This window comes from Mixta calida (genome assembly GCF_002953215.1).
Taxonomy (GTDB): Bacteria; Pseudomonadota; Gammaproteobacteria; order Enterobacterales; family Enterobacteriaceae; genus Mixta; species Mixta calida.
The window spans coordinates 1,286,209-1,310,497 of record NZ_CP026378.1; the positions used below are offsets into that span (position 1 = coordinate 1,286,209).

General features: G+C 56.6%; 26 protein-coding genes, 1 tRNA gene and 4 pseudogenes. 9 read left to right on the forward strand and 22 right to left on the reverse strand.

Going from position 1 to position 24,289, the window contains the following annotated elements; translation table 11 throughout:
• Positions 1–43 precede the first annotated feature (43 nt).
• From C2E16_RS06015 to tesA, 4 genes and pseudogenes are all read right to left on the reverse strand, one after another.
• A pseudogene (locus C2E16_RS06015) lies at positions 44–394 on the reverse strand (SPFH domain-containing protein); the annotation flags it as partial.
• A 53-nt stretch (positions 395–447) separates the two neighbouring features.
• Positions 448–1,305 (reverse strand): co-chaperone YbbN, encoded by an 858-nt coding sequence (locus C2E16_RS06020; protein ID WP_038627514.1) that lies wholly within the window; start codon positions 1,303–1,305, stop codon positions 448–450.
• A 56-nt stretch (positions 1,306–1,361) separates the two neighbouring features.
• Positions 1,362–2,159, reverse strand: a complete 798-nt coding sequence (locus tag C2E16_RS06025; RefSeq protein WP_038627512.1) for an SDR family oxidoreductase — start codon at positions 2,157–2,159, stop codon at positions 1,362–1,364.
• 28 nt (positions 2,160–2,187) lie between these two features.
• On the reverse strand, positions 2,188–2,814 hold the full coding sequence (gene tesA, locus C2E16_RS06030) for a multifunctional acyl-CoA thioesterase I/protease I/lysophospholipase L1 (RefSeq protein WP_244555351.1): 627 nt from the start codon (positions 2,812–2,814) through the stop codon (positions 2,188–2,190).
• Between tesA and ybbA the strand changes: the two genes are divergently transcribed.
• Together ybbA and ybbP are read left to right on the forward strand one after the other, a co-directional pair.
• Positions 2,782–3,468, forward strand: coding sequence for a putative ABC transporter ATP-binding protein YbbA (ybbA, locus tag C2E16_RS06035; RefSeq protein ID WP_084971464.1), 687 nt, complete (start codon positions 2,782–2,784; stop codon positions 3,466–3,468). The two genes, tesA and ybbA, sit on opposite strands and share 33 nt — an antisense overlap.
• Positions 3,465–5,873: a putative ABC transporter permease subunit YbbP gene (ybbP, locus tag C2E16_RS06040; RefSeq protein ID WP_104951443.1), complete on the forward strand. Its 2,409-nt coding sequence runs from the start codon at positions 3,465–3,467 to the stop codon at positions 5,871–5,873. Before ybbA ends, ybbP begins: the two co-directional genes overlap by 4 nt.
• A 76-nt stretch (positions 5,874–5,949) precedes the next feature.
• Here the strand turns inward: ybbP and purK are convergent, their stop codons facing one another.
• The 4 genes from purK to ppiB form a co-directional block, all read right to left on the reverse strand.
• Positions 5,950–7,017 (reverse strand): 5-(carboxyamino)imidazole ribonucleotide synthase, encoded by a 1,068-nt coding sequence (gene purK, locus C2E16_RS06045; RefSeq protein ID WP_084971723.1) that lies wholly within the window; start codon positions 7,015–7,017, stop codon positions 5,950–5,952.
• Positions 7,014–7,523 (reverse strand): 5-(carboxyamino)imidazole ribonucleotide mutase, encoded by a 510-nt coding sequence (gene purE / locus C2E16_RS06050; protein ID WP_104951444.1) that lies wholly within the window; start codon positions 7,521–7,523, stop codon positions 7,014–7,016. The genes purK and purE overlap by 4 nt, the downstream gene beginning before the upstream one ends.
• A 144-nt stretch (positions 7,524–7,667) precedes the next feature.
• A complete protein-coding gene (lpxH, locus tag C2E16_RS06055; RefSeq protein ID WP_084970565.1) occupies positions 7,668–8,384 on the reverse strand; it encodes a UDP-2,3-diacylglucosamine diphosphatase in 717 nt (238 codons plus the stop codon).
• Positions 8,384–8,878 carry a peptidylprolyl isomerase B gene (ppiB, locus tag C2E16_RS06060; RefSeq protein WP_038627502.1) on the reverse strand — a complete coding sequence of 165 codons (495 nt, stop codon included), beginning with the start codon at positions 8,876–8,878 and terminating at the stop codon, positions 8,384–8,386. Before ppiB ends, lpxH begins: the two co-directional genes overlap by 1 nt.
• A gap of 245 nt (positions 8,879–9,123) precedes the next feature.
• On the opposite strand from ppiB, the gene cysS reads away from it, so the two are divergent.
• The 3 genes from cysS to C2E16_RS06075 all read left to right on the forward strand — a co-directional run bounded on the left by cysS (position 9,124) and on the right by C2E16_RS06075 (position 12,548).
• The gene (gene cysS / locus C2E16_RS06065; protein WP_038627500.1) at positions 9,124–10,509 is read left to right on the forward strand and encodes a cysteine--tRNA ligase; all 1,386 of its coding nucleotides are present in this window, start codon (positions 9,124–9,126) and stop codon (positions 10,507–10,509) included.
• A 205-nt stretch (positions 10,510–10,714) separates the two neighbouring features.
• On the forward strand, positions 10,715–11,473 hold the full coding sequence (locus C2E16_RS06070; protein WP_038627498.1) for a DeoR/GlpR family DNA-binding transcription regulator: 759 nt from the start codon (positions 10,715–10,717) through the stop codon (positions 11,471–11,473).
• Complete coding sequence (locus C2E16_RS06075) at positions 11,466–12,548, forward strand: oxidoreductase (protein ID WP_038627496.1); 1,083 nt, start codon at positions 11,466–11,468, stop codon at positions 12,546–12,548. The genes C2E16_RS06070 and C2E16_RS06075 overlap by 8 nt, the downstream gene beginning before the upstream one ends.
• A 78-nt stretch (positions 12,549–12,626) precedes the next feature.
• Here C2E16_RS06075 and ybcJ read toward each other — a convergent pair whose 3' ends face one another.
• Together ybcJ and folD are read right to left on the reverse strand one after the other, a co-directional pair.
• Positions 12,627–12,839, reverse strand: a complete 213-nt coding sequence (ybcJ, locus tag C2E16_RS06080; RefSeq protein WP_038627494.1) for a ribosome-associated protein YbcJ — start codon at positions 12,837–12,839, stop codon at positions 12,627–12,629.
• Positions 12,839–13,705 carry a bifunctional methylenetetrahydrofolate dehydrogenase/methenyltetrahydrofolate cyclohydrolase FolD gene (gene folD, locus C2E16_RS06085; RefSeq protein WP_038627492.1) on the reverse strand — a complete coding sequence of 289 codons (867 nt, stop codon included), beginning with the start codon at positions 13,703–13,705 and terminating at the stop codon, positions 12,839–12,841. The genes ybcJ and folD overlap by 1 nt, the downstream gene beginning before the upstream one ends.
• Positions 13,706–13,886: 181 nt before the next feature.
• Here folD and C2E16_RS06090 point away from each other — a divergent pair.
• A tRNA-Arg gene (locus tag C2E16_RS06090) sits at positions 13,887–13,963 on the forward strand.
• A gap of 18 nt (positions 13,964–13,981) precedes the next feature.
• Here the strand turns inward: C2E16_RS06090 and C2E16_RS06095 are convergent.
• From C2E16_RS06095 to C2E16_RS06140, 11 genes and pseudogenes are all read right to left on the reverse strand, one after another.
• Positions 13,982–15,142: pseudogene (locus C2E16_RS06095) on the reverse strand (tyrosine-type recombinase/integrase).
• A gap of 131 nt (positions 15,143–15,273) precedes the next feature.
• A pseudogene (locus C2E16_RS21085) lies at positions 15,274–15,369 on the reverse strand (helix-turn-helix domain-containing protein); the annotation flags it as partial.
• Positions 15,370–15,449: 80 nt separating this feature from the next.
• Complete coding sequence (locus C2E16_RS20750) at positions 15,450–15,623, reverse strand: hypothetical protein (RefSeq protein ID WP_167401658.1); 174 nt, start codon at positions 15,621–15,623, stop codon at positions 15,450–15,452.
• Positions 15,624–15,668: 45 nt separating this feature from the next.
• Positions 15,669–15,968 (reverse strand): DUF7739 domain-containing protein, encoded by a 300-nt coding sequence (locus C2E16_RS06105; RefSeq protein WP_084970567.1) that lies wholly within the window; start codon positions 15,966–15,968, stop codon positions 15,669–15,671.
• A complete protein-coding gene (locus C2E16_RS06110; protein ID WP_084970568.1) occupies positions 15,958–16,188 on the reverse strand; it encodes a hypothetical protein in 231 nt (76 codons plus the stop codon). Before C2E16_RS06110 ends, C2E16_RS06105 begins: the two co-directional genes overlap by 11 nt.
• Positions 16,189–16,254: 66 nt before the next feature.
• Positions 16,255–16,554, reverse strand: coding sequence for a hypothetical protein (locus tag C2E16_RS06115; protein ID WP_084970569.1), 300 nt, complete (start codon positions 16,552–16,554; stop codon positions 16,255–16,257).
• Positions 16,555–16,557: 3 nt separating this feature from the next.
• On the reverse strand, positions 16,558–16,878 hold the full coding sequence (locus C2E16_RS06120) for a hypothetical protein (protein WP_133052072.1): 321 nt from the start codon (positions 16,876–16,878) through the stop codon (positions 16,558–16,560).
• Between the two features lie 264 nt (positions 16,879–17,142).
• Positions 17,143–17,517 carry a hypothetical protein gene (locus C2E16_RS20520; RefSeq protein ID WP_145055386.1) on the reverse strand — a complete coding sequence of 125 codons (375 nt, stop codon included), beginning with the start codon at positions 17,515–17,517 and terminating at the stop codon, positions 17,143–17,145.
• Between the two features lie 95 nt (positions 17,518–17,612).
• Positions 17,613–17,855, reverse strand: coding sequence for a hypothetical protein (locus tag C2E16_RS06125; protein ID WP_084970571.1), 243 nt, complete (start codon positions 17,853–17,855; stop codon positions 17,613–17,615).
• A gap of 333 nt (positions 17,856–18,188) precedes the next feature.
• Complete coding sequence (locus C2E16_RS06135) at positions 18,189–18,668, reverse strand: hypothetical protein (protein ID WP_084970573.1); 480 nt, start codon at positions 18,666–18,668, stop codon at positions 18,189–18,191.
• On the reverse strand, positions 18,661–19,266 hold the full coding sequence (locus C2E16_RS06140) for a hypothetical protein (RefSeq protein WP_133052073.1): 606 nt from the start codon (positions 19,264–19,266) through the stop codon (positions 18,661–18,663). The genes C2E16_RS06135 and C2E16_RS06140 overlap by 8 nt, the downstream gene beginning before the upstream one ends.
• Before the next feature lie 84 nt (positions 19,267–19,350).
• Here C2E16_RS06140 and C2E16_RS06145 point away from each other — a divergent pair.
• The 3 genes and pseudogenes from C2E16_RS06145 to C2E16_RS20525 all read left to right on the forward strand — a co-directional run bounded on the left by C2E16_RS06145 (position 19,351) and on the right by C2E16_RS20525 (position 22,188).
• Positions 19,351–20,518 (forward strand): annotated as a pseudogene (locus C2E16_RS06145) (IS3 family transposase).
• Between the two features lie 210 nt (positions 20,519–20,728).
• On the forward strand, positions 20,729–21,949 hold the full coding sequence (locus tag C2E16_RS06150; RefSeq protein WP_146107472.1) for a hypothetical protein: 1,221 nt from the start codon (positions 20,729–20,731) through the stop codon (positions 21,947–21,949).
• Positions 21,919–22,188 (forward strand): hypothetical protein, encoded by a 270-nt coding sequence (locus C2E16_RS20525; protein ID WP_146107473.1) that lies wholly within the window; start codon positions 21,919–21,921, stop codon positions 22,186–22,188. The genes C2E16_RS06150 and C2E16_RS20525 overlap by 31 nt, the downstream gene beginning before the upstream one ends.
• 245 nt (positions 22,189–22,433) lie before the next feature.
• Here C2E16_RS20525 and zwf read toward each other — a convergent pair whose 3' ends face one another.
• Positions 22,434–23,909 carry a glucose-6-phosphate dehydrogenase gene (gene zwf, locus C2E16_RS06155; RefSeq protein WP_084970576.1) on the reverse strand — a complete coding sequence of 492 codons (1,476 nt, stop codon included), beginning with the start codon at positions 23,907–23,909 and terminating at the stop codon, positions 22,434–22,436.
• Between the last annotated feature and the right edge of the window lie 380 nt (positions 23,910–24,289).

Below are 24,289 nucleotides of genomic sequence, written 5' to 3' on the forward strand. Positions count from 1 at the left end.
TATTGTTATTAATCTATTGAAAATTATATGATTAATATTATCGTTGAATATTGGTCATCGTCAGGTTAATAATCGCCTGCACCAGATTGCTGACTTCATAAGCGGCGCGCGCCGGATCGACGACCTGAATAAAGCAGACGGCGTCGATGGTGACGTTGGCATTATCTTTAGAGATGACTTCCTGCGATGGCACATCCAACACCTGCTCCATCATATTGATTTTGCGGCCGATGCGATCCATAAAGGGAACGACGAGATTGAGGCCCGGCTGCAACGTTTTGGTATAGCGGCCAAAACGCTCAACGGTCCACTGATAGCCCTGCGGCACGATTTTCACGCCTGCCCAGACGACAATCAGCGCGACAACAATAAGAACGGGAATAACGGCGAACATATAACCTCCAGACTGTCGTAAGACGGGCCGTTTCCCTGGCCCGTATTAGCGGATTAGTAGAGCAGGGAGTATAACAGGCGACGATATTTGGCCGCCAGCGCGTCGCCGGTGCCCAGCGCCGCCAAAATTTCCTGGAGCATCTTGCGCGCCTGGCCGTCCGCTGCGTTCAGATCCTTTCTCAGATGGCCGTACAGCAACGCCAGCGCTTCTTCGTTGCGGCCTACCTGATGCAGTTGCAGCGCCAGCTTGCTGGCCAGATCGGCGTTATCCGGGTCGCTTTCCAGCTGCTGCTGCAACTGCTGGATTTCCGGCGTGTCTGCCGCCTGCTTCAACAGATCGATTTGCGCCATCAGCCCCTGATAGCGGGTATCCTGATCCTGCAAAGGCACCACTTTCAACACCGCTTCCGCTTCATCGCTGCGGTTAAGGCTGATCAACACCTCGGCCAGCAGGAAGCCGATTTCGCTCGACTGGTTGCTCAGCTGCCAGGCTTCTTTCAACAGCGGCAGCGCGTCCAGCGTTTTCCCCTGCTGCACCAGCGCCATAGCCTGCTGCGCCTTTAACTCTTCCTCGCGCGGCAGCACTTTTTGCAGCAGCGCGCGGATCGCCTCTTCCGGCTGCGGCCCCTGGAAGCCGTCTACCGGCTGGCCGTTCTGGAACAGATAAACGGTAGGGATGGCGCGCAGACCGAACTGCGACGCCACCATCGGCTCATTATCACAGTCGAGCTTCGCCAGCAGGAATTGTCCCGCATACTCCTGCGCCAGCCGTTCCAGCACCGGCGTAAGCTGCTGGCAGTGCTGACTGCGATCGGACCAGAAATAGAACAGCACCGGCACCGTCATGGACTGCTCCAGCGTCTGCTGCAGGTTGGATTCGTTGATATCGATAATCGAAGCGTGTAGTGACATGTATGCGTCTCTTTGTCTGATGACTTTGTTACGATATTGGGGCGCTACGCCCGGCTTCAAGCAGAATTTGCATTATCGCGCGCGTTGCCGCGTAAAATGCGATCCAGCATCCAGCCTGGCAGCAAGCGTCGCAGCCAGCTCATGGCATGCGCGACCAGCGTCACAGGATAGCGCAGGCGCGGGCGACGGCTCTCCAGCGCATGGCGCAGCTTAGGCAGGATCGCTTCCGGCGGCAGGGTAAAACGCGCCGCAATGCCGGGATTCCGCACCGGTTTATCGCGCTGCGTCTGATTCACATTGTCCGTAAAACGGGTATGGACAGGGCCGGGCTCGATCAGGCTGACGCGCACGCCGCTGCCGTGCAGCTCCATGCGCAGAGCGTCAGACCAGGCTTCCAGCGCATATTTGCTGGCGGCATAGGCGCCGCGTCCGGGTGTAGAAATCAGCCCCATCACTGAACTGGTATTGATAATGCGCGCCTCGCCGCTGGCGCGCAGCGCTGGCAGCAGCAGCATCGTCAGCTGATGCGTGCCGAACAGGTTGCTGGCGAACTGCTGTTCCAACTGACGGCGCGACAGGCTTTCCAGCGGGCCGTAAACGCCGTAGCCGGCGTTATTGAATAACCCGTAGAGCCGGTTGCCGGTCAACGCAATGACCTGTTCAGCGGCGCGGGCAACGCTCGCTTCATCGTCTAAGTCGAGCTGGATGCCGCAAAAGCCCAGCGCCTCCATGCGCGCCACGTCCGCTTCTTTGCGGCAGGCGGCCAGCACGCGATAGCCGCGCATCAATAAATCGTTGGCTGCCGCCAGGCCGATGCCGCTGGAGCAGCCGGTGATTAACACGTTTTTTTGCATAACTTTACGTCTCTGGCTTCGTTGCCGTTCAGGACTCGTGTTTAACTAGTGGCGTCAGCGCCTTATCCATCAGCTCGGTAATAAAGTCCTGCGCATCGGGCGCCGGATGAATGCCGTCCTGCTGCATCCATTGGGGCTGAAGATAGACCTGTTCCATAAAAAAGGGCACCAGCGGCACATTGTACTGCTGAGCCAGTTTGGGATAGATATTGCTGAAAGCTTCGGTATAGCGGCGGCCATAGTTCGCCGGCAGACGAATCTGCATCAGCAGCGGTTCGGCGTTGGCGGCCTGCACCGTAGTGATAATTTTGCGCAAATCCTGTTCAATATTTTGCGGCGGGAAGCCGCGCAGCCCATCATTACCGCCCAGTTCGATCAATACCCAGCGCGGTTTGTGCTGCTGTAGCAGCGCCGGCAGACGCGCCAGGCCCTGCGCCGCCGTGTCGCCGCTGATGCTGCCGTTCACCACCTGCGGCTGCTGCCGCCACTTTTTATCCAGCAGCGCGGGCCAGGCTTCACCAGCGGACATGCGGTAGCCGGCGCTCAGGCTGTCGCCCAGCACCAGCAGGGTATCGGCTGACGCGACGCGCGCCAGCAACAGTAACAACAACAGGAAGGGATAATGCCAGCGGAAAACATTGTTGAAGTTCATCATCTTACTAAATCCGTCGGTGAAGGGGAGCATCAGCTGTTCATCCTTACCGGAGTTGACCTGGTTGTCAAACCAGGGGAGAGCATCGCCCTGATTGGCGAATCCGGCTCAGGCAAGTCGACGCTGCTGGGCATTCTGGCCGGGCTGGATGATGGCAGCAGCGGCGAGGTGCGTCTCTGCGGCCAGTCCCTGCCGCAGATGGATGAGGAGCAGCGCGCCGCATTGCGCGCGCGTCATGTCGGCTTTGTCTTTCAATCTTTTATGCTGGTGCCGACGCTGAGCGCGCTGGAAAATGTACAGCTTCCGGCGCTGCTGCGCGGTGAATCGGACCGGCTAAGCCGCGAGCAGGCGCAAAGTCTGCTGGCGCAGCTCGGCCTGGGCAAGCGGCTGCATCACCTGCCGACGCAGCTTTCCGGCGGCGAGCAGCAGCGCGTGGCGCTGGCGCGCGCCTTTAACGGGCGTCCCGACGTGCTGTTCGCCGATGAGCCGACCGGCAACCTCGATCGTCAAACCGGCGACCGCATCGCTGACCTGCTGTTTTCCATGAATCGCGACAGCGCCACCACGCTGATCCTCGTCACGCACGACGCGCAGCTGGCGGCGCGTTGCGATCGTCGGCTGCGCGTCCGCGACGGTAAGCTGTGGGAGGAAGCATGATCTGGCGTTGGTTCTGGCGCGAGTGGCGTTCGCCCTCGCTGCTGATCGTCTGGCTGGCGCTGACGTTGTCGGTCGCCTGCGTGCTGGCGCTGGGTACGCTCGGCGACCGCATGGAGAAAGGGCTGACCCAGCAGAGCCGCGAGTTTATGGCGGGCGACCGCACGCTGCGCAGCAGCCACAGCGCGCCGCAGGCGTGGCTGGAGCAGGCGCAACGGCAGGGGCTCCAGCTCTCCGCTCAGCTCACCTTTATGACCATGACCTTTGCGGGCGACAGCCCGCAGCTGGCGGCGATCAAGGCGGTAGACGCCAGCTATCCGATGTTCGGCAAGCTGCGCACCGAACCGCCGGGCCTGAAGCCTCAGCCGGGCAGCGTGCTGCTGGCGCCGCGGCTGATGGCGCTGCTGGCGGTGAAGCCCGGCGACGAACTGGAGGTCGGCGATGCTCGTCTGCGCATCGCCGGCGCGATTTTACAGGAGCCTGACGCCGGGTTTAATCCTTTTCAGACCGCGCCGCGCCTACTGATGAACCTGGCGGACGTGGAGAAAACCGGCGCGATTCAGCCCGGCAGCCGCGTAGCCTGGCGCTATAAGTTCGCTGGCGACGCCGAGGCGCTCAGCCGCTATGACCGCTGGATTACGCCGCAGCTGAAAAGCGATCAGCGCTGGCTCAGCGTCGAGAATTCCGAAGATGCGCTGGGCCGTTCGATGCAGCGCGCGCAGCAGTTCCTGCTGCTATCGGCGTTGCTGACGCTGCTGCTCTCGGTCGCGGCGGTCGCGGTGGCGATGAGCCACTACTGCCGCAGCCGTTACGACTTGGTGGCGGTGCTGAAGACGCTGGGCGCCGGTCGCGGCGCGCTGCGGCGGCTGATCGTCGGACAATGGTTCGCGGTGCTGCTGCTAGCCGCGCTGGCTGGCGGCGTGCTGGGCGCGGGGTTTGAGGCGCTGCTGCTGCGGATGCTGCGGCCGGTGTTGCCAGGCGAACTGCCGTCTGCCGGGGTCTGGCCCTGGATTTGGGCGCTGGGCGCGCTGTTTGTGATTTCGCTGCTGGTGGGGCTGCGTCCTTATCGGCTGCTGCTGGAGACCCAGCCGTTGCGCGTGCTGCGGCAGGACGCCATCGCGCCGGTCTGGCCGCTGCGTTACTATCTGCCTGTGATGGCGCTGGTGGTGGTTGCGCTGCTGGTACTGCTGGTGGGCAACAGCAAACTGCTCTGGGCGCTGCTGGGCGGCATTGTGCTGCTGGCGCTGCTTTTGGCCGCGCTGGGGTGGGGCGCGCTCTGGCTGCTGGGGCGTCTGACGCTGCGCAGGCTGGCGTTGCGGCTGGCGGTGAATCGCCTGCTGCGTCAGCCCTGGGCGACGCTGAGCCAGCTGGCCGCCTTTTCGCTCTCCTTTATGCTGTTGGCGCTGCTGCTGGTGCTGCGCGGCGATCTGCTTGAACGCTGGCAGCAACAGTTGCCCGCCGACAGCCCCAACTATTTTCTGCTGAATATCAGCCGCGACCAGGTGGCGGACGTGCAGCGTTTTCTGGTTCAGCGCGAGATTCATCCCGGCACCTTCTATCCCATCGCCAGGGTGCGCCTGACGGAGATTAACCATCAGAAGGTCGATCCGCGTCGCGACAGCGCGCTTAACCGCGAGTTGAATCTGACCACGCTGTCGCATCGGCCTGAGCATAATCCGATCGTGGCCGGCGAGTGGCCGCCGCGCGCTGGCGAGGTCTCTATGGAAGCGGAGCTGGCCGACCGGCTCGGCGTCAGGCTCGGTGATACGCTGACCTTTACCGGCGATACCCAACAGTTCAGCGCTAAAATCAGCAGCCTGCGTAAAGTGGATTGGGAAAGCCTGCGTCCCAACTTCTTCTTTATCTTTCCGCCGGGTGCGCTGGATGAACAACCGCAGACCTGGCTTACCAGCTTCCGTCTCGACGGGCATCCTGAAACGCTGGCGCAGCTTAACCGCGCCTTTCCGACGCTCAGCCTGCTCGATATCGGCGCGATGATGCGTCAGATCGGCCAGATACTGACGCAGGTCAGCCAGGCGCTGGAAATCATGGTAGTGCTGGTGACCGGTTGCGGCATTCTGCTGCTGCTGGCGCAGATACAGGTAGGGATGCGGCAACGACGCCAGGAGCTGGTGGTCTATCGCACACTGGGCGCGGGTAAAAAGCTGCTGCGCGCGACATTATGGTGCGAGTTTGCCCTACTGGGCGTGGTGGCTGGCGGCGCGGCGGCGCTGGGGGCGGAGGCGGCGCTGTGGGGATTGCAGCGCAAAGTGTTCGATTTTCCGTGGCAGCCGGATTACCGACTCTGGATAGTGTTGCCGCTGAGCGGCGCGCTGCTGCTTTCGCTGTGCGGCGGCTGGCTGGGCATTCGACTGTTGCGTGGCAAAGCGCTGTTCCGCAGCTTCTGATAAAAACGGCCCGCATGCGCGGGCCGTTGAGGTTCAAAAACGCTGGGGCTGGCTGTCTTCATGGACAGCGCACGCCTTACCCTAAAAGGCTCTGCGCCCAGGCGATGCCGCTGGCGTACTCCGGCGGCAGCATCGGCGTCAGCGCCGTCAGCGCGGCGGCGATACGCTGGCCGTCAGGATCGCTGAGGTTCAGGTGTCCCACCTTGCGACCCGGACGCACCTCTTTCTCATACCAGTGCAGATGCACCAGCGGCTCGCTTAGCCACTGCGGATTCACATCGGTGCCGATCAGATTGATCATCACCGACGGCGTGCTGACCACCGGCGTCGGCAGCGGCAGGTCGAGAATGGCGCGTAAATGCAGCTCAAACTGGCTGACGGACGCGCCGTTTTGCGTCCAGTGGCCGCTATTGTGTACGCGCGGCGCCAGCTCGTTAATCAACAGCCCCGCGGGCGTGACAAAGCACTCCATTGCCATGACGCCGACATAGTTCAGCTCATGCAGAATGGCGCTCAGCATTTGTTCCGCCTGCTGTTGCTGCGCCTTGTCCGGCTGCGGCAGCGCCACGCTGGTGCGCAGAATGCCTTCCTGATGCAGGTTGTGCGTCAGCGGATAGAACACCGTCGCGCCGTTATGTCCGCGCGCGCCGACCAGCGACACCTCGCCGGAAAAGTTGATGCCCTGTTCAACGATGCACTCCCCGTAGCACTCGTCCGGCAGCGCGGCGGTTTCCGCTGCGCGCAGACGCCACTGGCCGCGCCCGTCATAGCCGCCGGTGCGACGCTTCACGATCGCCAGTTCGCCCAGACGGGCGAAAACCTGCGGCCACTCCTGCGCAGAGGAGAGCAACTGCCAGGGCGCGGTCGCCAGGCCCAGCCGATCAAGTAGCTGCTTTTGGGTTAACCGATCGGCAAGCAGCGGAAAAATCTCGCGGTTCACAAACGCCGGATGGCGCGCCAGCTCACGCGTCAGGGCGGTTTCCGGCCAGCGTTCGATTTCAGCGGTGATCACGCTTTGCTGAATCGGCAGCGCTTCCGGCTCGGCGTCCAGCCCCACCGGATAGACGGCGATGCCCAGCGGTTCGCCCGCCTGACGCAGCATACGGCCCAACTGACCATTTCCTAATACGCAAACTGGCTTCATGCTTCCTCCCGCGGATCGGGATTATTCAATACGTCGTCGGTCTGCGCCTGACGCCAGGCGGCAAGGCGCGTCGCCAGTTCGCCGTCATGGATCGCCAGAATCTGTGCGGCCAGCAGGGCGGCGTTGGCGGCGCCCGCTTTGCCGATCGCCAGCGTGCCCACCGGGATGCCGCGCGGCATCTGTACGATGGAGTAGAGACTGTCGACGCCGCTCAGCGCGGCGCTCTGCACCGGCACGCCCAGCACCGGCACCAGCGTTTTCGCCGCCAGCATGCCCGGCAGGTGGGCCGCGCCGCCGGCGCCTGCGATAATCACCTGATAGCCTTTTTCCGCCGCGCCTTCGGCAAAGCTGAACAGCTTATCCGGCGTGCGGTGAGCGGAAACGATTTCAACATGGAAGGGAACGGCCAGAGCGGTAAGGATCTCCGCAGCGAACTGCATTGTGGCCCAGTCACTTTTGGAACCCATGACGATGGCGATGCGGGTCGGGGCGGCGTTAAGAGACATGCGGATCTGACTCCTGTGATTATGCAAAGGTCACCGGCGTGGTTGCCACGCGGTCGGGAAGGGCACAGAGAATAGCATGTCTCTTCGGCAAGGAAAACGGTTGCGTAGCCCGATAACGGGCGCTGAAGCGGGATCTTTTCCGCTTCAGAAAGGGAAGTGAATCAGGTTAATCGCCTGCGGGGTAACTTCAATCATCGAACCGGCGCTGTGCCAGGCGCCCAGCACCAGCCGCTCTGCGGGCTGGCCGTTCGCCGTCAGCGTATGGACCGCCGGACGATGGGTATGACCGTGGATCAACCACTGAACCTGATGGCGCTGCATCGCCTCGCTGACCGCCTGCGCATTGACATCCATAATTGCCGTGGACTTCTGGCTGTTGGCGTTTTTGCTGCCGTCGCGCATACGCAGCGCGATACGCTGACGCAGCCGCAGCGGCAGGGCGAGAAACAGCCTCTGCAGCCAGCGCTGATGCACCTTGCGGCGAAAGCGCTGATAGCCTTCATCGTCGGTGCAGAGCGTGTCGCCATGCATAATCAATATCGAACGACCATAGAGATTCAGCACCTGCTCCTCAGGCAGCAGCGTCATGCCGCTGGCGCGGGCGTAGCGCTGGCCGAGCAGAAAATCGCGGTTGCCGTGAATAAACCAGACCGGCAACGGCAGCGTGCGCAGCGCCGTCGCGATCTGCTGATGAAGCGGATTGGGATCGTCATCGCCGATCCAGGCTTCAAACAGGTCGCCGAGAATATAGAGCGCGTCGGCGGTTTGCGCTTCGCGCTGCAAAAAACGCAGAAAACCGGCAGTAATTGCCGGTTCTTTCTGGCACAGATGCAAATCTGCGATAAACAGCGTGCGTGACATTACTCGCTAACGATGACTTTCTGAATGATCACGTCTTCTTTTGGCACATCCTGATGCATGCCGCTGCGGCCGGTGGAAACGGCTTTGATCTTGTCGACCACGTCCATGCCTTCCACCACTTCAGCGAACACGCAGTAACCCCAGCCCTGCAGGCTTTCGTCACGGAAGTTGAGGAAGTCGTTGTCTGCAACGTTGATGAAGAACTGCGCGGTGGCGGAATGCGGAGCGGAAGTACGCGCCATCGCCAGCGTGCCGCGGGTATTTTTCAGACCGTTGTTAGCTTCGTTGCGGATTTCCGCTTTGGTCGCTTTCTGCTTCATGCCCGGCTCAAAGCCGCCGCCCTGAATCATAAAGCCATTGATCACACGGTGGAAAATGGTGTTGTCGTAGAAACCTTCACGGCAATAATCCAGGAAGTTCTGCACGGTCGCAGGCGCTTTGTCATCAAACGTTTTGATCACGATATCACCATGATTGGTCTGGAAAGTAACCATAATCTCGTCCTGTAAAGGTTGGAGTTCTTAAGATACTGCGCCCGCCTGCGCGGGCCAGTTTTAACAGACGCTTCTTATAACATAATTTCCGGGGCGGCGTCAGTAAGCGCAAAGGGGCTTTACAGGGACTCCCGGTGCGCTTTTGCCGCCGCGCGCCTGTGTCCTTTCTTGCATTGCGTAGCGCTTACGTGAAAAATAGACCCTCTTAGTTTCGTTTATCCGCACACGCTTATACGGAAAGTTCAATGCTGAAAATTTTTAATACCCTGACGCGCCAAAAAGAGGAATTTAAACCGATCCATGCCGGTGAAGTGGGCATGTACGTGTGCGGTATTACCGTTTATGACCTGAGCCATATCGGTCACGGCCGAACCTTCGTTGCCTTCGATATCGTGGCGCGTTACCTGCGTTACTGCGGCTATCAGCTGAAATATGTGCGCAATATCACCGATATTGACGACAAAATCATCAAGCGCGCCAATGAGAATAATGAAACGGTGGAAGCGCTGACCAACCGCATGATCGCCGAGATGCACGCCGACTTCAGCGCGCTGAATATTCTGCCGCCCGATCTGGAGCCGCGCGCTACCCGTCACATCAGCGAAATCATCGAGCTGGTGGAAAAACTGATCGCCCGTGGACACGCTTACGTGGCGAGCAACGGCGACGTGATGTTCGCCGTCGACAGCGATCCTGAATATGGCTGCCTCTCGCGCCAGGATCTGGAACAGTTGCAGGCGGGCGCGCGCGTGGAAGTCGCCGACGTCAAGCGTAACCCGATGGACTTCGTGCTGTGGAAAATGTCGAAGGCGGATGAGCCAAGCTGGCCTTCGCCGTGGGGCGCCGGGCGACCGGGCTGGCATATCGAATGTTCCGCCATGAACTGCAAGCAGCTGGGCGAGCATTTTGATATTCACGGCGGCGGCTCCGATCTGATGTTCCCGCATCACGAAAATGAGATTGCGCAGTCCACCTGCGCCCATGACGGCCCTTACGTCAACTACTGGATGCATTCCGGCATGGTGATGGTCGATCGCGAGAAGATGTCCAAATCGCTGGGCAACTTCTTCACCATCCGCGACGTGTTGCAGCATTTTGACGCTGAAACGGTGCGCTACTTCCTGATGTCCGGCCACTATCGCAGTCAGCTTAACTACGGCGAAGAGAATCTGAAACAGGCGCGCGCCGCGCTGGAGCGTCTCTATACCGCGCTGCGCCATACCGACGCCAGCGCCGAACCGGCAGGCGGCGAGGCGTTTGTTGCACGCTTCCGCGAGGCGATGGATGATGACTTCAACACCCCGGAAGCTTACTCCGTGCTGTTCGATCTGGCGCGTGAAGTGAACCGTCTGAAGGCGGAAGATAAGGCCGCGGCGGACGGGCTGGCGGCGCGTCTGCGCGAACTGGCCGGCGTGTTGGGTCTGTTGGCGCAGGACCCGGAGCAATTTCTGCAAGGCGGTGCGGCGCAGGATAACGACGAAGTAGCCGAGATCGAAGCGCTGATTAAAATGCGCAACGACGCGCGCAAGGCGAAAGACTGGGCGCAGGCGGATGTCGCGCGCGACAAGCTGAACGCGTTAGGCATCGTGCTGGAAGATGGCCCACAGGGCACCACCTGGCGCCGTAAGTAATATTCTCCCTCAGGGCTGGCGTTGACCAGCCCTTTTTCTGCGTCCGGTCGTTTTCTGCGGATGATTTTCCGCCTGCCGCCACTCCCGGCGTGCTTTTGCGACTACTCTCTCTAATGCCTGACCCTCCATCAAAAAGATCCTTTTGATCCCTCTTTTGCTGTTATTTGCCGTTTTTTGCAGTATATTGCTGCAAAGGAGGATCGCTATGCATAAAGTTGCGCGTCAAAAAGCGCTGTTAGGGCTGTTAAGCGAGCAGGGACAGCTGGGCGTGGCGGAGCTGGCCCGCACGCTGCGGGTATCGGTCGACACTGTACGCCGCGATCTTAACGATCTGCAACGCCAGGGGCTGGCGCAGAAAAACCACGGCGGCGCAATTGCGCTGGATGTGCCCGCGATGTCGCGCAATGCGCGCAGCGGCGTGCTTAACGCAACCAAGCAGCGGCTGGGCAGGGCGGTGGCCCAGCAGATCCCGCCAGGCAGCACGCTGATGCTGGACGCCGGCAGCACCGTTTTGGCGGTGGCCGCCGCGCTTACGGTTCCTGCGCGAGTGATCACCGCATCACTCGATATCGCCTGGGCGCTGAGCGGTCGGGCGGATATTGAACTGATTTTGCTGGGCGGGCAGTGGGATAACAGTCAGCGCCTGTTTGCTGGCGCCGCCACGCTGGCGGCGCTGCAACGCTATCGCGCCGATATCGCCATTTTCGGCGCCTGCGCGGTCGACGCCAGGCTGGGCATTAGCGCCAGCCAGGAAGCCGATGCCGAAATTAAACGCGCCATGCTGGCGTTCAGCGCCCAACGCTGGCTGGTCGTCGATCATTTAAAACTGGACCGCTGCCAGCCGCATCGGGTAGCGGATTTAGCGGATATGCAACGTCTGTTTATCGATCGTCCCTGGAATGCGCTGCCCGCTATGCCATCCACCGACGTTTCAGTTATCGCCGAAGGAGAACAACATGAGTGACAACGCAATGATCAACGTGGCGCTGATTGGCTACGGCTTCGCCGGAAAGACCTTTCACGCACCGCTGCTTTCCGCCACGGCGGGACTGAACCTCTACGCTATCGTTTCCAGCGACGCCGCCAAAGTGCAGGCTGATTTTCCCGGTATGCGAGTGATCGCCGATGCGCAGCAGGCGATCGCCGATCCGAATATCGATCTGGTGGTGATCGCGTCGCCCAACACCACGCATGCGCCGCTGGCCAGAGAGGCGCTGGAGGCGGGCAAACATGTGGTGGTGGATAAGCCTTTTACGCTGAATATGCAGGAAGCGCGCGAGCTGATCGCATTGGCCGAAGAGAAAGGACAGCTGCTGTCGGTATTTCACAATCGCCGCTGGGACAGCGACTATCTCGGCGTGCGCCAGGCGATAGAGCAGGGGCTGGTGGGCAGGGTCGTGCAGTTTGAATCTCATATCGACCGTTTTCGTCCGCAGGTACGCGTACGCTGGCGCGAGCAGAACGTGCCGGGCAGCGGCCTGTGGTTCGATTTAGGCCCGCATCTGATCGACCAGGCGTTACAGCTGTTTGGCCTGCCGGAAAGCGTGCAGGGCAATATCGCCACGCTGCGTGAACAGGCGGAGGTGAACGACTGGGCGCATGTTGTGCTGAACTATCCTGAGCATCGCGTTATCCTCCATTGCAGCATGCTGGTTGCCGGCGGCGTATCGCGCTTTAGCGTGCATGGCGATAAAGGCAGCCTGATAAAAGCGCATGCCGACCGCCAGGAGAGTCAGCTACTGGCGGGGGTGACGCCCGGCAGCGCAGGCTGGGGCGCGGACGACGACGCGATGGTGCTCTACAGCGGAGAAGAAGCGCCGCGCCAGCTACCGACGCCAGCGGGCGATCAGCGTCAGTACTATATACAGATCGCCAACGCGCTGAACGGTCAGCAGGAGAATCCGGTGCCGCCGCAGCAGGCGCTGGCGGTAATGGCGGTGCTGGAAGCGGCGGTAAAAGCCTCGGAGAGCGGCCAGGCGCAGCAGCCCGCATTAAGCGAAGCGGAAAAAAGCGCGCTGCGTTTACAGCAGGCACAGTAATCGACAGCAGAGAGCGCTTTCAGCAGGGACGCTGACGCGCGGCAGAAAAAACAGCCGGTTTAACCGGCTGTTGTCGTCTCAGGCAGTGACCTTGACGCGCTGTCCGTCAAACTCCACCGTTTGTCCGGCGATAATCTTGCAGCGCTTACGCGTTTCAACCTGACCATCTACCGTCACCAGACCATCGGCGATGAGATTCTTCGCCATCGCGCCGCTTTCTACCCAGCCTTCCAGCTTCAGCAGATCGCACAGGTCAACGTGCGCATGTTTACCTAAAGAAAACGTGGCCATTATGCGGCTCCTTTATCATGATACTCTTCGCACGCCTGCAGCGTATTTTGAATCAGCGTTGCGACCGTCATCGGCCCAACGCCGCCCGGTACCGGCGTAATCCAGGAAGCGCGTTCGGCGGCGACGTCAAACTCCACGTCGCCTACCACTTTGCCGCTTTCCAGACGGTTAATCCCTACGTCGATAACGATCGCGCCGGGTTTAATCCACTCGCCAGGGATAAAGCCCGGCTTGCCGACCGCGACCACTAACAGATCGGCATGCTCAATATGATGACGCAGATCTTTGGTAAAGCGGTGCGTCACGGTGGTGGTGCAGCCAGCCAGCAGCAGCTCCAGGCTCATCGGACGGCCGACGATATTCGAGGCGCCGACCACCACCGCATTCAGGCCGTAGGTATCGATATTATAACGCTCCAGCAGCGTGATGATGCCGCGCGGCGTACAGGGGCGCAGCAGCGGCGCGCGCTGACAGAGGCGGCCGACATTATAAGGGTGGAAGCCATCGACATCTTTATCCGGCGCGATACGCTCCAGCACCTTGACGTTATCGATGCCCGCCGGCAGCGGCAGCTGCACCAGGATTCCGTCAATTTCGCTGTCGTTATTCAGCGTATCGATCAGTTCAAGCAGCACGCTTTCGCTGGTGGTTGCCGGCAGATCGTAAGAGCGGGAGATAAACCCCACCTCTTCGCAGGCGCGACGCTTGCTGCCGACATAGATCTGCGAGGCGGGATCTTCGCCCACCAACACTACCGCCAGGCCCGGCGCGCGCTTTCCGTCCGCCAGCCGCTGTTTCACTTTTTCAGCAACCTCAAGGCGCACCTGCTGCGCAATCGTTTTACCGTCAATAATTTTTGCTGCCATCAGGGAAGGAATCCATCTGTGTGAGTGAATCGGGGAATGCGGCGTATTTTGTCAGAAGCGCGCGCCGCTGTCAGTCCCTGAATCGCGCTGTCTGGTTACATCTTCGGCGAAGCGCGCGGCACGGCTGTAAAAACGTTGACTCGCTGCCTTTGCGTCGTATAATTCGACCCAACTCACCAAGGCGCCCTTAGCTCAGCTGGATAGAGCACCGGCCTTCTAAGCCGTAGGTCACAGGTTCGAATCCTGTAGGGCGTGCCATTAAATATCAATCACTTATCACTCACCTCCAGCTTTCAGATTTTCAACGTGGGACAGATTTGGGACACGACTGCTAAGAATCGCGTCAATTTTCCTTGCGTGTTCGGTTAGGTGGTTAGGTGCCAGATGTGCATAACGCTACACCATCTCGATGCTTTCCCGGCCACCCATTTCCTGCAGCGCCGAAAGCGGAACTCCTGACTGAATGAGCCAGCTTGCCCAGGTGTGTCGCAAGTCGTGAAACCGGAAGTCCTCAATACCGGCTCTTTTTAACGCTGCTCGCCATGCAGTGTTTGAATCGACGCGCATCTTTCTGACTCCGGCCGTTGTCGTTCCGTCATTTCGCTTCACAGCCTCGGTGTGTACAAACACCCAGTTGTGATGCTTGCCAAGCTGCTGCTTCAGAACGGCGCAGGCTGTGTCATTCAGTGCAACGCCAATTGCTCTGCCTGACTTGCTTTCCTCCGGGTATATCCATGCCACCTTGCGCTGCATGTCAATCTGCTGCCATTTCAGATCGACAATGTTCGACCGGCGCAACCCTGTCGCCAGTGCAAACTCTACGGTAGACTTGAGCGGCTCAGGGCATTCATCAATCAGCCGCTTTGCTTCAGCGGGTTCGAGCCACCGTACCCGCTTATTTCTTTCCTGCGGCACCTTGATGACAGGTGACTTCTCGATCCACTTCCATTCCCTTTCGGCTGCACGCATCAGCGCCTTCATGAGCGCCAGATGCTTGGCCTTCGTAGATGTGGATACCGGCTCCGGCTTATATACCCCAATATCGATTCCTTTCTTCTGCATCGATGCAGCGCGCTGTTTCCATCTTTCCTCTGATTTACGGTTGGTCATCCTGCTGACCGCAGCGTAAATTTTCGCCTCGCTGATATCCTTCAGCAAAACTCCTTCAAAATGCATGAGCCAGAATCCAATCCGGCCCTTATCTGCATCCAGAGATTTCTTATGCGCTTTCTCTTCCAGCCAGCGCATGCAGGCTTCTTCGAACGTTACATCAGGAAAGTCACCAAGGCGCTCTATTCGCCACAGTTCAGCCTTCCTGCGGTCGTACAACTCCTGTGCTTGCTTTCGGTCCTCTGTGCCAAGAGATTCCTTAATTCGCTTGCCGCCCGGCGTCGTGTAACTCCCGTACCAGACGGAGCCCCTGCGGAAGATGGACATGATAATTTCTCCTCATATGCACCTGCCGCGCTCACTGCGACAGTGTGCATTGGATTATTGAGAGCGGCAATACATGCCTGGCGGGTGACGAGATAGGGTGACTTCGGTTTGGACGGGTCTTTGCGTGTTGCTGTCAGGCGTCCCGACCGTATCCAGTTGCTGGCCGTGGATCGGGAGATGCCGAGAAACGCGCAGGCCTCATCCAGGGTAAGCGCGTAAGCTTCCATGAATGACCTCTACAGGTAGTTGAATATTGCTCTGGCGATGATGAACGCAATGATTGTGATGATGAGGTGGAGTGGGGTGATCATTTAGCGCTCAGAATGCTGCTAAACTTCTCATCCATTTCACGCCTGAAGCGGGCTATATCATTATCCATGTTTTTGAACGGCACTTTCTTTCGGCTTCGCTGCAAGGTATAGCCACAGCGGGCCATGTACTCGCCACTTTTTAGCCATTCGTAAAGTATATCTCTGGACATAACAACTCCTCACGCATAGCGCGATAGTGAATAGGAGGATGGGAGTTAGCGGCTGCGGAAGCCGTTGCAGTCGCGCAGGAATTCGATGAGGTAAGCTTTCATTCTGGCATGTGAGCGGTGGTCATTTCCGTTAACCCAGCCATCTGGCGGCGTCCACGCCTCTATCAATGCTGCCATTTTCTTTGCCTTGCCTGGCGTGATATCCAAAAGGTCATTGGTATGCTGCGTATCAACGAGCTTCTCCATGCCTAGTATGCCCAGCACTTTAAACCATGTGCCGTTAGGCAATCCCAGTCCTCTTATACGCTGTCCCGGGCGACGTTTATCGATTAATTCAACTGACATGTTTTATCTCCTTATCAACCTGACGCACATAAAACGATAACCAGCGCTTGGCCGGAAATGTATTAGGCGGTAGGCATTGAACGGTTTTGGCGTGTTTATCGAGAAGGGTGGTGATAATGTTGTCGTGGTCTGACTTTGGCTGGCCGTCGATGGCGTTGGTGATTTCGCTCCTGCACTTACGCGCTACGGCCCTTAGCGCGTTTTTGGTTTCCGGTTCCACGCTTCTTTACTCCGGATCCAGGCAATAAAAAACCGCCCGTGGGCGGCTTAGTGGGTTATTTAACCTTCACTCAAAATTTTCTGCTTCAACGAAACCGCCCCATACTCTCATATTGATTAGTTGCTCAATTGAATAAGCCTTCGAAATCCTTTTTTCGTCGAACTCACTGACCCTACTAAATGGCTGATGGTTAATGCCATTAATGGCGATTAAGCTGTTTTTATCTGTGATTAATTGATAATTAGGCCTGATTCCTTCACCTGTCATTCCAATCCTAACCGTCTCAGCATTATGAAAGCGGGCCGCCTCAATAATCCCTTCAATGTGTCCGGAAACCCATTTCCTTACTTCCATTCTAAGGTTCATACTTCAGCTCCATTTTTTATATCTGGCTGCGCTTAAAAATAAAGAATTTTGTTTTAATCTCACACCAACTTGGTCAAGTGCGTATCCACGCTCTTCCATTATCTGTCTGACCATTTTCCCCAACATCTGCTTGACGCGATCCCTTTTAACTTCATCACCGAACCTCTCTAAGAGGCTGGGTTGTAAAGGCTCCAGTGCCGGTTTTGACAGATAGCTTGCAGTTTCCATCATTATTAATGATTCATGAGATGTCAGGAATGCCCACAACTCCTTTCCTAGGTTGGTATCGGCAATGTCAGAAAAACTTCCAGTAATGAATTCCATATATACCCCCTGTTTGTATAGTGTATATATGACATATATGAATTGACATGTCAAATTAATGATGTTGTATTGGCGTGAATACATCTCGGCGTTAAATACGGTTGGAAGCTCTTCCCCTTTCATTTATGTTATACTGGCCGCCTTTTAAACCAGTTCTTCCAGCTCACTGGCTGCATCATTAATGTCTGCGCGCATGGGATACCTCCGGGGTTTAGGTGCAAAAAAACCGCCTCGGTGGGCGGTTGGTATTTTTAGACCAGATGATTAGTCCTTCGTTAGATACTTGTATGCTCCCCAAGCTGCAAGGCCAGTTAATGCTGCGCCAGCTACCGCCCACCCAACTACTGGAACTACGGCACTACTTGCTGCTGCTGAAGCTATAGCTGTGACTCCTCCTGCCATTCCTGTGCCGCCTGCTGCGATTGCACCACCGCCAGCAGCAGCCAACCCCGCAGTTGTTGCAGAAGCGCTACCTGCAACAACCGCGGCGGCGGCGGTAGCTTCGGCAGCAGCAATAGCACCGCTTACGCCTATCGCAGCACCAATTCCTGCCCCAGCACCGGCACCAACGCCAACCGCAACGCCTTCACCGATTTTTTTGATTCCGTCCTTATCAACGTTGAATTGTCCTTTACTCATCTAAAATTCCTATTGATTCACCGGGATTAGCCCCGTCAACTCTTAATCGACTTCTCTAGGAAAAACTTTACTTGGAACGGTAAACAGGTGAGGTATCAGGTGATCTCTGTGGGCTTGGTATACAAAAGCCTGGTTGGTACGCCGTACTTTTTGCAATCTTGATATTGTGACTTTGTTACTGAAGACATGACTCCGTTAATCTCAGCTTCATGCACCGCGGGCTCACTAAACGCCTTCCGTAGCGCCAGTAGCTCGCGGGCCATCTCCACCACGGCGCTGGGTGCTACTCCATATCCATTACCTTTAATGAAATCATTAAGCATTTCATTCGGAGCCATAATTATTTCCTTACCTCACCACATTCCAGCTGAGCCAACGGCCGACGCTCATTTACGCGACGCTTCATGAACTCGCATTCTGCTTTGGTGGGATAGATTTTATCGGTCAGGGGTAGGGCGTGAGAGTGAGCGGTAATGAGGAGTATGAAGCCTGCTAACATTCATTCTCCTTACTTTCGTCTGTTGGAATTCCCGCTAAAACGTCCCGCATCTTATAGGCACATTTTAATCTGACCTTTCTGGCTATTCTCTCAATGGCCTTTGCAGACTTTCCTATTGACCAACAGACGATAAACGCCGGAAGAAGCATGGTGAGGGAGTATTTGAATCTGGTCACTGTCCCTCCGGTTTCGGTGCTGCGGCGAGCATTGCATCCCATACCTGCTTTGTAGCCAGCTGCTTATCACCAGCGTCATACATTTCCGCTGTCGGCTCGACCGGCACCAGTTGCCAGCCAGGAGGCGCAACGTGATGCACAATTACTGTTTTCTCCGGGCCGCCTGCCGTGTCAAATCTTGCCAGCGCCTCATACTGCGGCGCGGTGTTGTCGATTGGATTGGCGTACAGAGCCACATCAGTGGGCTTTTCATTGCCAGGCGGCCACATATATCCAACTCCCCCGCCAAATCCATCAATGTTGCTTTGCGCTGTAAATGCAACTGGCTCAGCGGTTAATGCCGCCAGGGCAATAAGGGCCAGCTTAGCAATTTCAGTGTCTTTTACGCTGAATGCTTTTGGGTGATTAGGCTTAGAATACTCTGTGTATATTTCTGACACTCGCTCAATCAGCGCCTGCCGTTCCTGATTATTCATCTGCCACCTCCACAACAACGCCTGCCGCTTTGAGTATTCCAATTACGTCCTGCTGGTAGTTGTAAACACCATCTGACCAGGTGTAGCGCTCACCAGAAATCGTCTGCTTCAGGCTTGGCAACTTAACCGGCGCTGGCGGCGCGGCAGTCAACGACAGCGCACCATCAGCCCAGCTACGATCAAACCCCGGCATAGCTGGCAGCGACGCAACAACGTCAGACGGCAGCGCGTCGATATAGTCCAGCGCGGCGCGGGCCACCTCTGCGACTTCATTCTGCACTACCGGCGCTGGCGGCGCGGCGTGGAGGAACAGCGGCACAGGGCTTACTTGGCGAGCGTCCGGGCAGACTGTAACTGTCCCCAAGTATCCCTTAGAAAGCGCCTCTATGACTCGACTAACCGTATATGCCACCGGCGGCTGCTTCGCCAGCGCTGCTATCTGCGCGTCACGCTGCGACAGTGCATCGAGCATCGCATCAACGTCCGCAGCAGCGCGTAGAGCAAAGTCAGTTATGCTCAACTCACATTCCGTCTCTTTGCCGTTTTCGTTCCCATGCGTTACAGCGAATGAATCACTGTCGATTTCGTTATCTGCCAAATGCCGCAACAGCGTAGTGGTTTACTGAATTTGGCCACCTGAACAGAGGTGATATGCTCGCCTCAGAACAATACAGGTGCCCAAATGAAAAAAAGAAATTTCAGTGCAGAGTTCAAACGCGAATCAGCCCAGCTTGTCGTCGATCAGAATTACACCGTTGCTGAAGCGGCTAAAGCGATGGATACAGGGCTTTCTACCATGACGCGCCGGGTTAAACTGTTGCGTGATGAACGTCAGGGCAAAACGCCAAAAGCCTCGCCGATAACGCCGGAATAAACTGAAATTCGTGAGCTGAAGAAAAAACTTCAACGTATTGAAATGGAAAACGACATATTAAAAAAGGCTACCGCGCTCTTGATGTCAGACTCCCTGAACAGTTCCCGTTAATCGGGAAGCTCAGAGCGCGTTATCCCGTGGCGATACTGTGCCATGTGTTTGGGGTTCACCGTAGCAGCTACAAATACTGGAAAAGTCGTCCTGATGAACCGGATATCAGGCGGACAGCGTTGCGTAGCCAGGTGCAGGAGTTATACAGCATCAGTCATGGCTCAGCGGGCGCAAGGAGCATTGCCACTATGGCAACACTTAAAGGCTTCCGTATGGGGCGCTGGCTTGCTGGCAAGCTCATGAAAGAGCCGGGACTTGTAAGTTGCCAGCAGCCAACACACCGGTATAAGCGCGGTGGACAGGAACAAATCGCTATACCGAACCACCTTGATCGTCAGTTCGCGGTCATCGAGCCCAGCCAGGTATGGTGCGGCGACGTGACTTATATCTGGACAGGAAAACGTTGGGCATATCTTGCTGTTGTTCACGACCTGTTCGCCAGAAAACCCGTGGGCCGGGCAATGTCATTCTCACCGGACAGCAAACTCACTATGAAAGCGCTGGAAATGGCCTGGGAGCGTCGGGGAAAGCCAGGCGGAGTGATGTTCCATAGCGATCAGGGTAGCCATTACACAAACCGGCAGTTCAGGCAGTTACGGTGGCGTTGCAGGATAAAGCAGAGCATGAGTCGGCCGGGATATTGCCGGGATAACAGCCCAATGGAGCGGTTCTTCCGGAGCCTGAAAAATGAATGGGTTCCCGTGATGGGATACATGAACTTCAGTGAAGCCTCTCATGCGATCACAGATTACATCGTGGGTTACTACAGCACGCTCAGACCGTATGAATATAACGGTGGATTGCCACCAAACGAATCGGAAAACCGATACTGGAAAACTCTAAAGCGGTAGCCAATTTTAGTTGACCACTACACTCCAGACAGCACTGACTTACCCTACGCCTTATTCTGCAAGATTGAACCGTATGACGCTAAACGCAGCCTGTTCCGACTTTTTTGCCGTTTGTGGGAACCACAGGGTTTATTTATCCACTCAGCATAATCGTTGAAGAGACATAACCGGCATACATAAATACCACCGACCGGTTTGCATCTGCTATCAGGAGTACTATACCCATGCTTGCTGTTTCACGACATCAGCCCCGCCAGACCGATACCGCAACTTCCTCAAGCGCCAAAAACACTTCAGTAGGGAAACCTTCATCAACCCTGAATAACCTGACATCTTCAGAAAGCAACACGGCTGCCAATGGTACGCCTTCTCCCGGCTTACCGCGGACGCTGACCGTTGGCGGAGAGGAATACTGTAATGGCGCACTTAAAGGCAGATACAGTTCTGAACAGATGGCTTATCTGATCTCCGCAGGCACGCCTGATGAAAACAAACCCGTGACACACCGTGCTGATGGCAGTAAGGAATATGGTTTTAGTCATAACGAGGATAAAAACTGTATGGCTCGCTTGTATGCCGATAAGGAAAACTCAGTTACTGCTCTGACCATAAAAGACGGACAGGGTAAGGCGATCGTAAATGCGCAATACGATAAAAACTTTTCGGTAAATGGTATGCCTGACAGGCTTAATTTCCACAGGCCCGCCGTGACCATACCGCCTGGTGCGATCTTTAATGGAAGCCTGCCTCCATATCATCCCGATGGCGAGCGCTATCAGGTTATGCCGTTCAGGAACCCCGGCAGTAAAGATCCACTCATGGTGATGGGGTTACGGCATCCCGGCGGCAACCATTTTACGGTTTATGACAGTACCAGCCATCAGCCAGTGACGCAGTTATCCATAGTGACCAGCAGAGAGGAGAGCGGTTCCGGAAAAGATGTGCTGGTCAGCCCTGAGATGGCGCGTCTGCCTGGTGGGATGCGTCATTTTAAAAGCACGGCTGAGGGGGTGAAAACCAGCCAAAGTTCTCCCTCCGGCTTCAAGCGGAAAAGCGACAATCAGCCCTGCGATCGTTATGGAAACCTTTTATCCGCGCCGTCAACATCGCAGGCAGCAACCTCGTCCGCTTCCGCTGTCAGACCATCCAGAATGACCGTAGAAAATATTATTGCAAAGGGGGCCGACCCCACTGACCGCATTGAGCCGACCGGCTTTCAGTCCATTGAACAGTTAAGGAAATACGTCAGAGATAATCCTGTTCCCCGGCTGGTTTATCGCGCGCACGACGCTGACGCTGAAGAAATCAGCTATAGCGGTCTGGAACGGAATTTTCTTTCAGACAAAAAAGAAGGTGACGACTATCTTGCAGATATTATTCGGCACACGGCCGCCACAGGCGGATCCGGGGAAATGTGCTTTCACTTTCAGGCGAAGTTTCAGTAGCGAACCGCTTTCTCCATAATGGCAGGAGCCTGGCGAAAATTGACACGCATCAGCTGCCGGGACGTTTTAAAAGCGCAGCGCAGATCCTGTTAGAAGATGGGGACAGGCTGATTGACAGCGGAAAGGTCAATGTTGCCATGGTGAGGAAGGCACTTGAAAACCTGCTGAGTGAGGGAGAAAAAGAAATTTTCTGTCTGGACGGGGATATTCCCCCGCATGCTGTGTCAGTTTTACGCTGACAGAGTTAATCGACGTGAAGGAGCGGGTAATGTAGCTATCCCCGATCGCGCGGCCATAGCTGGAAAACGCTCGTCCTGGCAGCCGGCAGGATGTAACCAGACTCGGCTGATTCATCAAACAGCGCCGTGGCTTGCTCATGAATCAGCCTTGATTTTACGTGCATCCAGGGCCGCTTTCAGCGCGCCTGCCGACAGCAGGCTGCGTTCCGCTTAAGGTTCACCATTCTGGCTGCGCTGCACAGGCCTTACGAAAACTCATTCCATTCATGGCCTTCGCGCGAGATATTCTCTACCGACGCCAGCGGTCCCCATGTCCCAGCCTGGTAAGGCCTTAACGGGGTATTATTAGTGTCCCAGGTATGGGTAATGGAATCGACCCACTCCCACGCCGCCTCCACCTCATCGCGGCTGAGAAACAGCGCCTGAATGCCGCGCATGCACTCCAGCAGCAGCCGATCGTAAGCATCGGCAAGCTTCGGCTCCGCAAAGGTATCGGAATAGCTCAGATCCAGCTTGGTTATCTGCAAATGATGCTTATGATCCAGACCGGGGATTTTATTAAGAATCTCCAGATCCATGCCTTCATCAGGCTGCAAACGTATCGTCAGCTTGTTTTGCGGCAGCTCCTTATGCGATGCGGAAAAGAGGTTCAACTGCGGCTTTTTAAAATAGATCACGATTTCTGACATTTTTACCGGCATCCGCTTGCCGGTACGCAGATAGAAGGGCACGCCAGCCCAGCGCCAGTTGTCGATATCCACCCTGACCGAAACAAAAGTTTCCGTCTGACTCTTCTTATCCGCGCCTTCTTCTTCAAGATAGCCGGGTACTTTCTGGTCGTTGATCAGGCCGCCGGTATATTGTCCTCTGACCACCTTATCGCGGATATTGCTGCGGTCGATGCGGCGCAGCGAACGTAGTAATTTGACTTTTTCATCACGGATGGCGCGGGCGCTCAGATCCGGCGGCGGCGACATGGTCACCATCGTCAATATCTGCAAAAGATGGCTCTGCACCATATCCCGCATCTGGCCGGCGCGGTCAAAATAACCCCAGCGGCCTTCAATGCCCACCTCTTCAGCGACGGTAATCTGGACATGCTCAATCGAACGGTTATCCCAGTTATTTAAAAACAGAGAATTAGAGAAGCGCAGGGCAAGCAGGTTAAGGACGGTTTCTTTACCGAGATAGTGGTCGATACGGTACACCTGGCTTTCATCAAAATAGCGGTTAACCACATCATTGATCTCTCTGAAAGTCTCCAGAGAATTTCCCAGCGGCTTTTCCATGACGATGCGCGTCGGCGGAAGGTGCAGAGAGGCGGATGCCAGACCTTCGCAGATAGCGCTAAACGTGGCGGGCGGCATGGCAAAATAGTTAATGGTGATGCGTTTTTCCTGGTCGACTTTTTCTTTCAGCGCGCTAAACCCTTCCGCGTCGTTCACATCAAGCGGGCAAAAATCGAGTCTTTCGGCAAACCGCGACCAGACTTCTTCATCCATCTCTTCTTTTAAAAAAGCGTTCAGCGCCTCTCTGACGAATTCAACATAGGTTTTTCGATCCCAGTCGGCGCGGCCTACGCCGGTAATGGTGCTTTCGGCATGCAGGCTACGGGATTTTTCCAGCCGGTAAAGGGAAGGGAGAAGCTTACGACGGGCAAGGTCGCCTTTGGTGCCAAAAATAACGAGATCGCAGGCCTGAACGGGTTCGTTGTTTGACATAATATTTTCCTGACTTGCTGATGGGTTGAAGAAAAGCGAAGGCGCCTGTCGAAACGTTACTGTTGCCATATCGCTTCCATTTCAGTAACCGTTACAGAATTTAAACCGTCTGACGCCCCAGGCCCGGCATGTACGTATGTCGAGAGAGTAGCAGGCAGCGTAAAAATGATAAGTATAGCCGCGTCCATCTGGAAAAAAGCCAGCGCCTTATGAGGCGCGCCTGCCCAGGCACATCGGCAGGCGACTAACCGTCAGGTAAAATTGGAGAGCAGGAAAGTGCATCCCAGCGCGTCATGGAGGCGATCGGCGTCGCGGTGGTGTGGTCGCGAAGAATACAGTGATTTTCAGCAGTCGGGCGATGATCTCTTTAAATGGCGTCG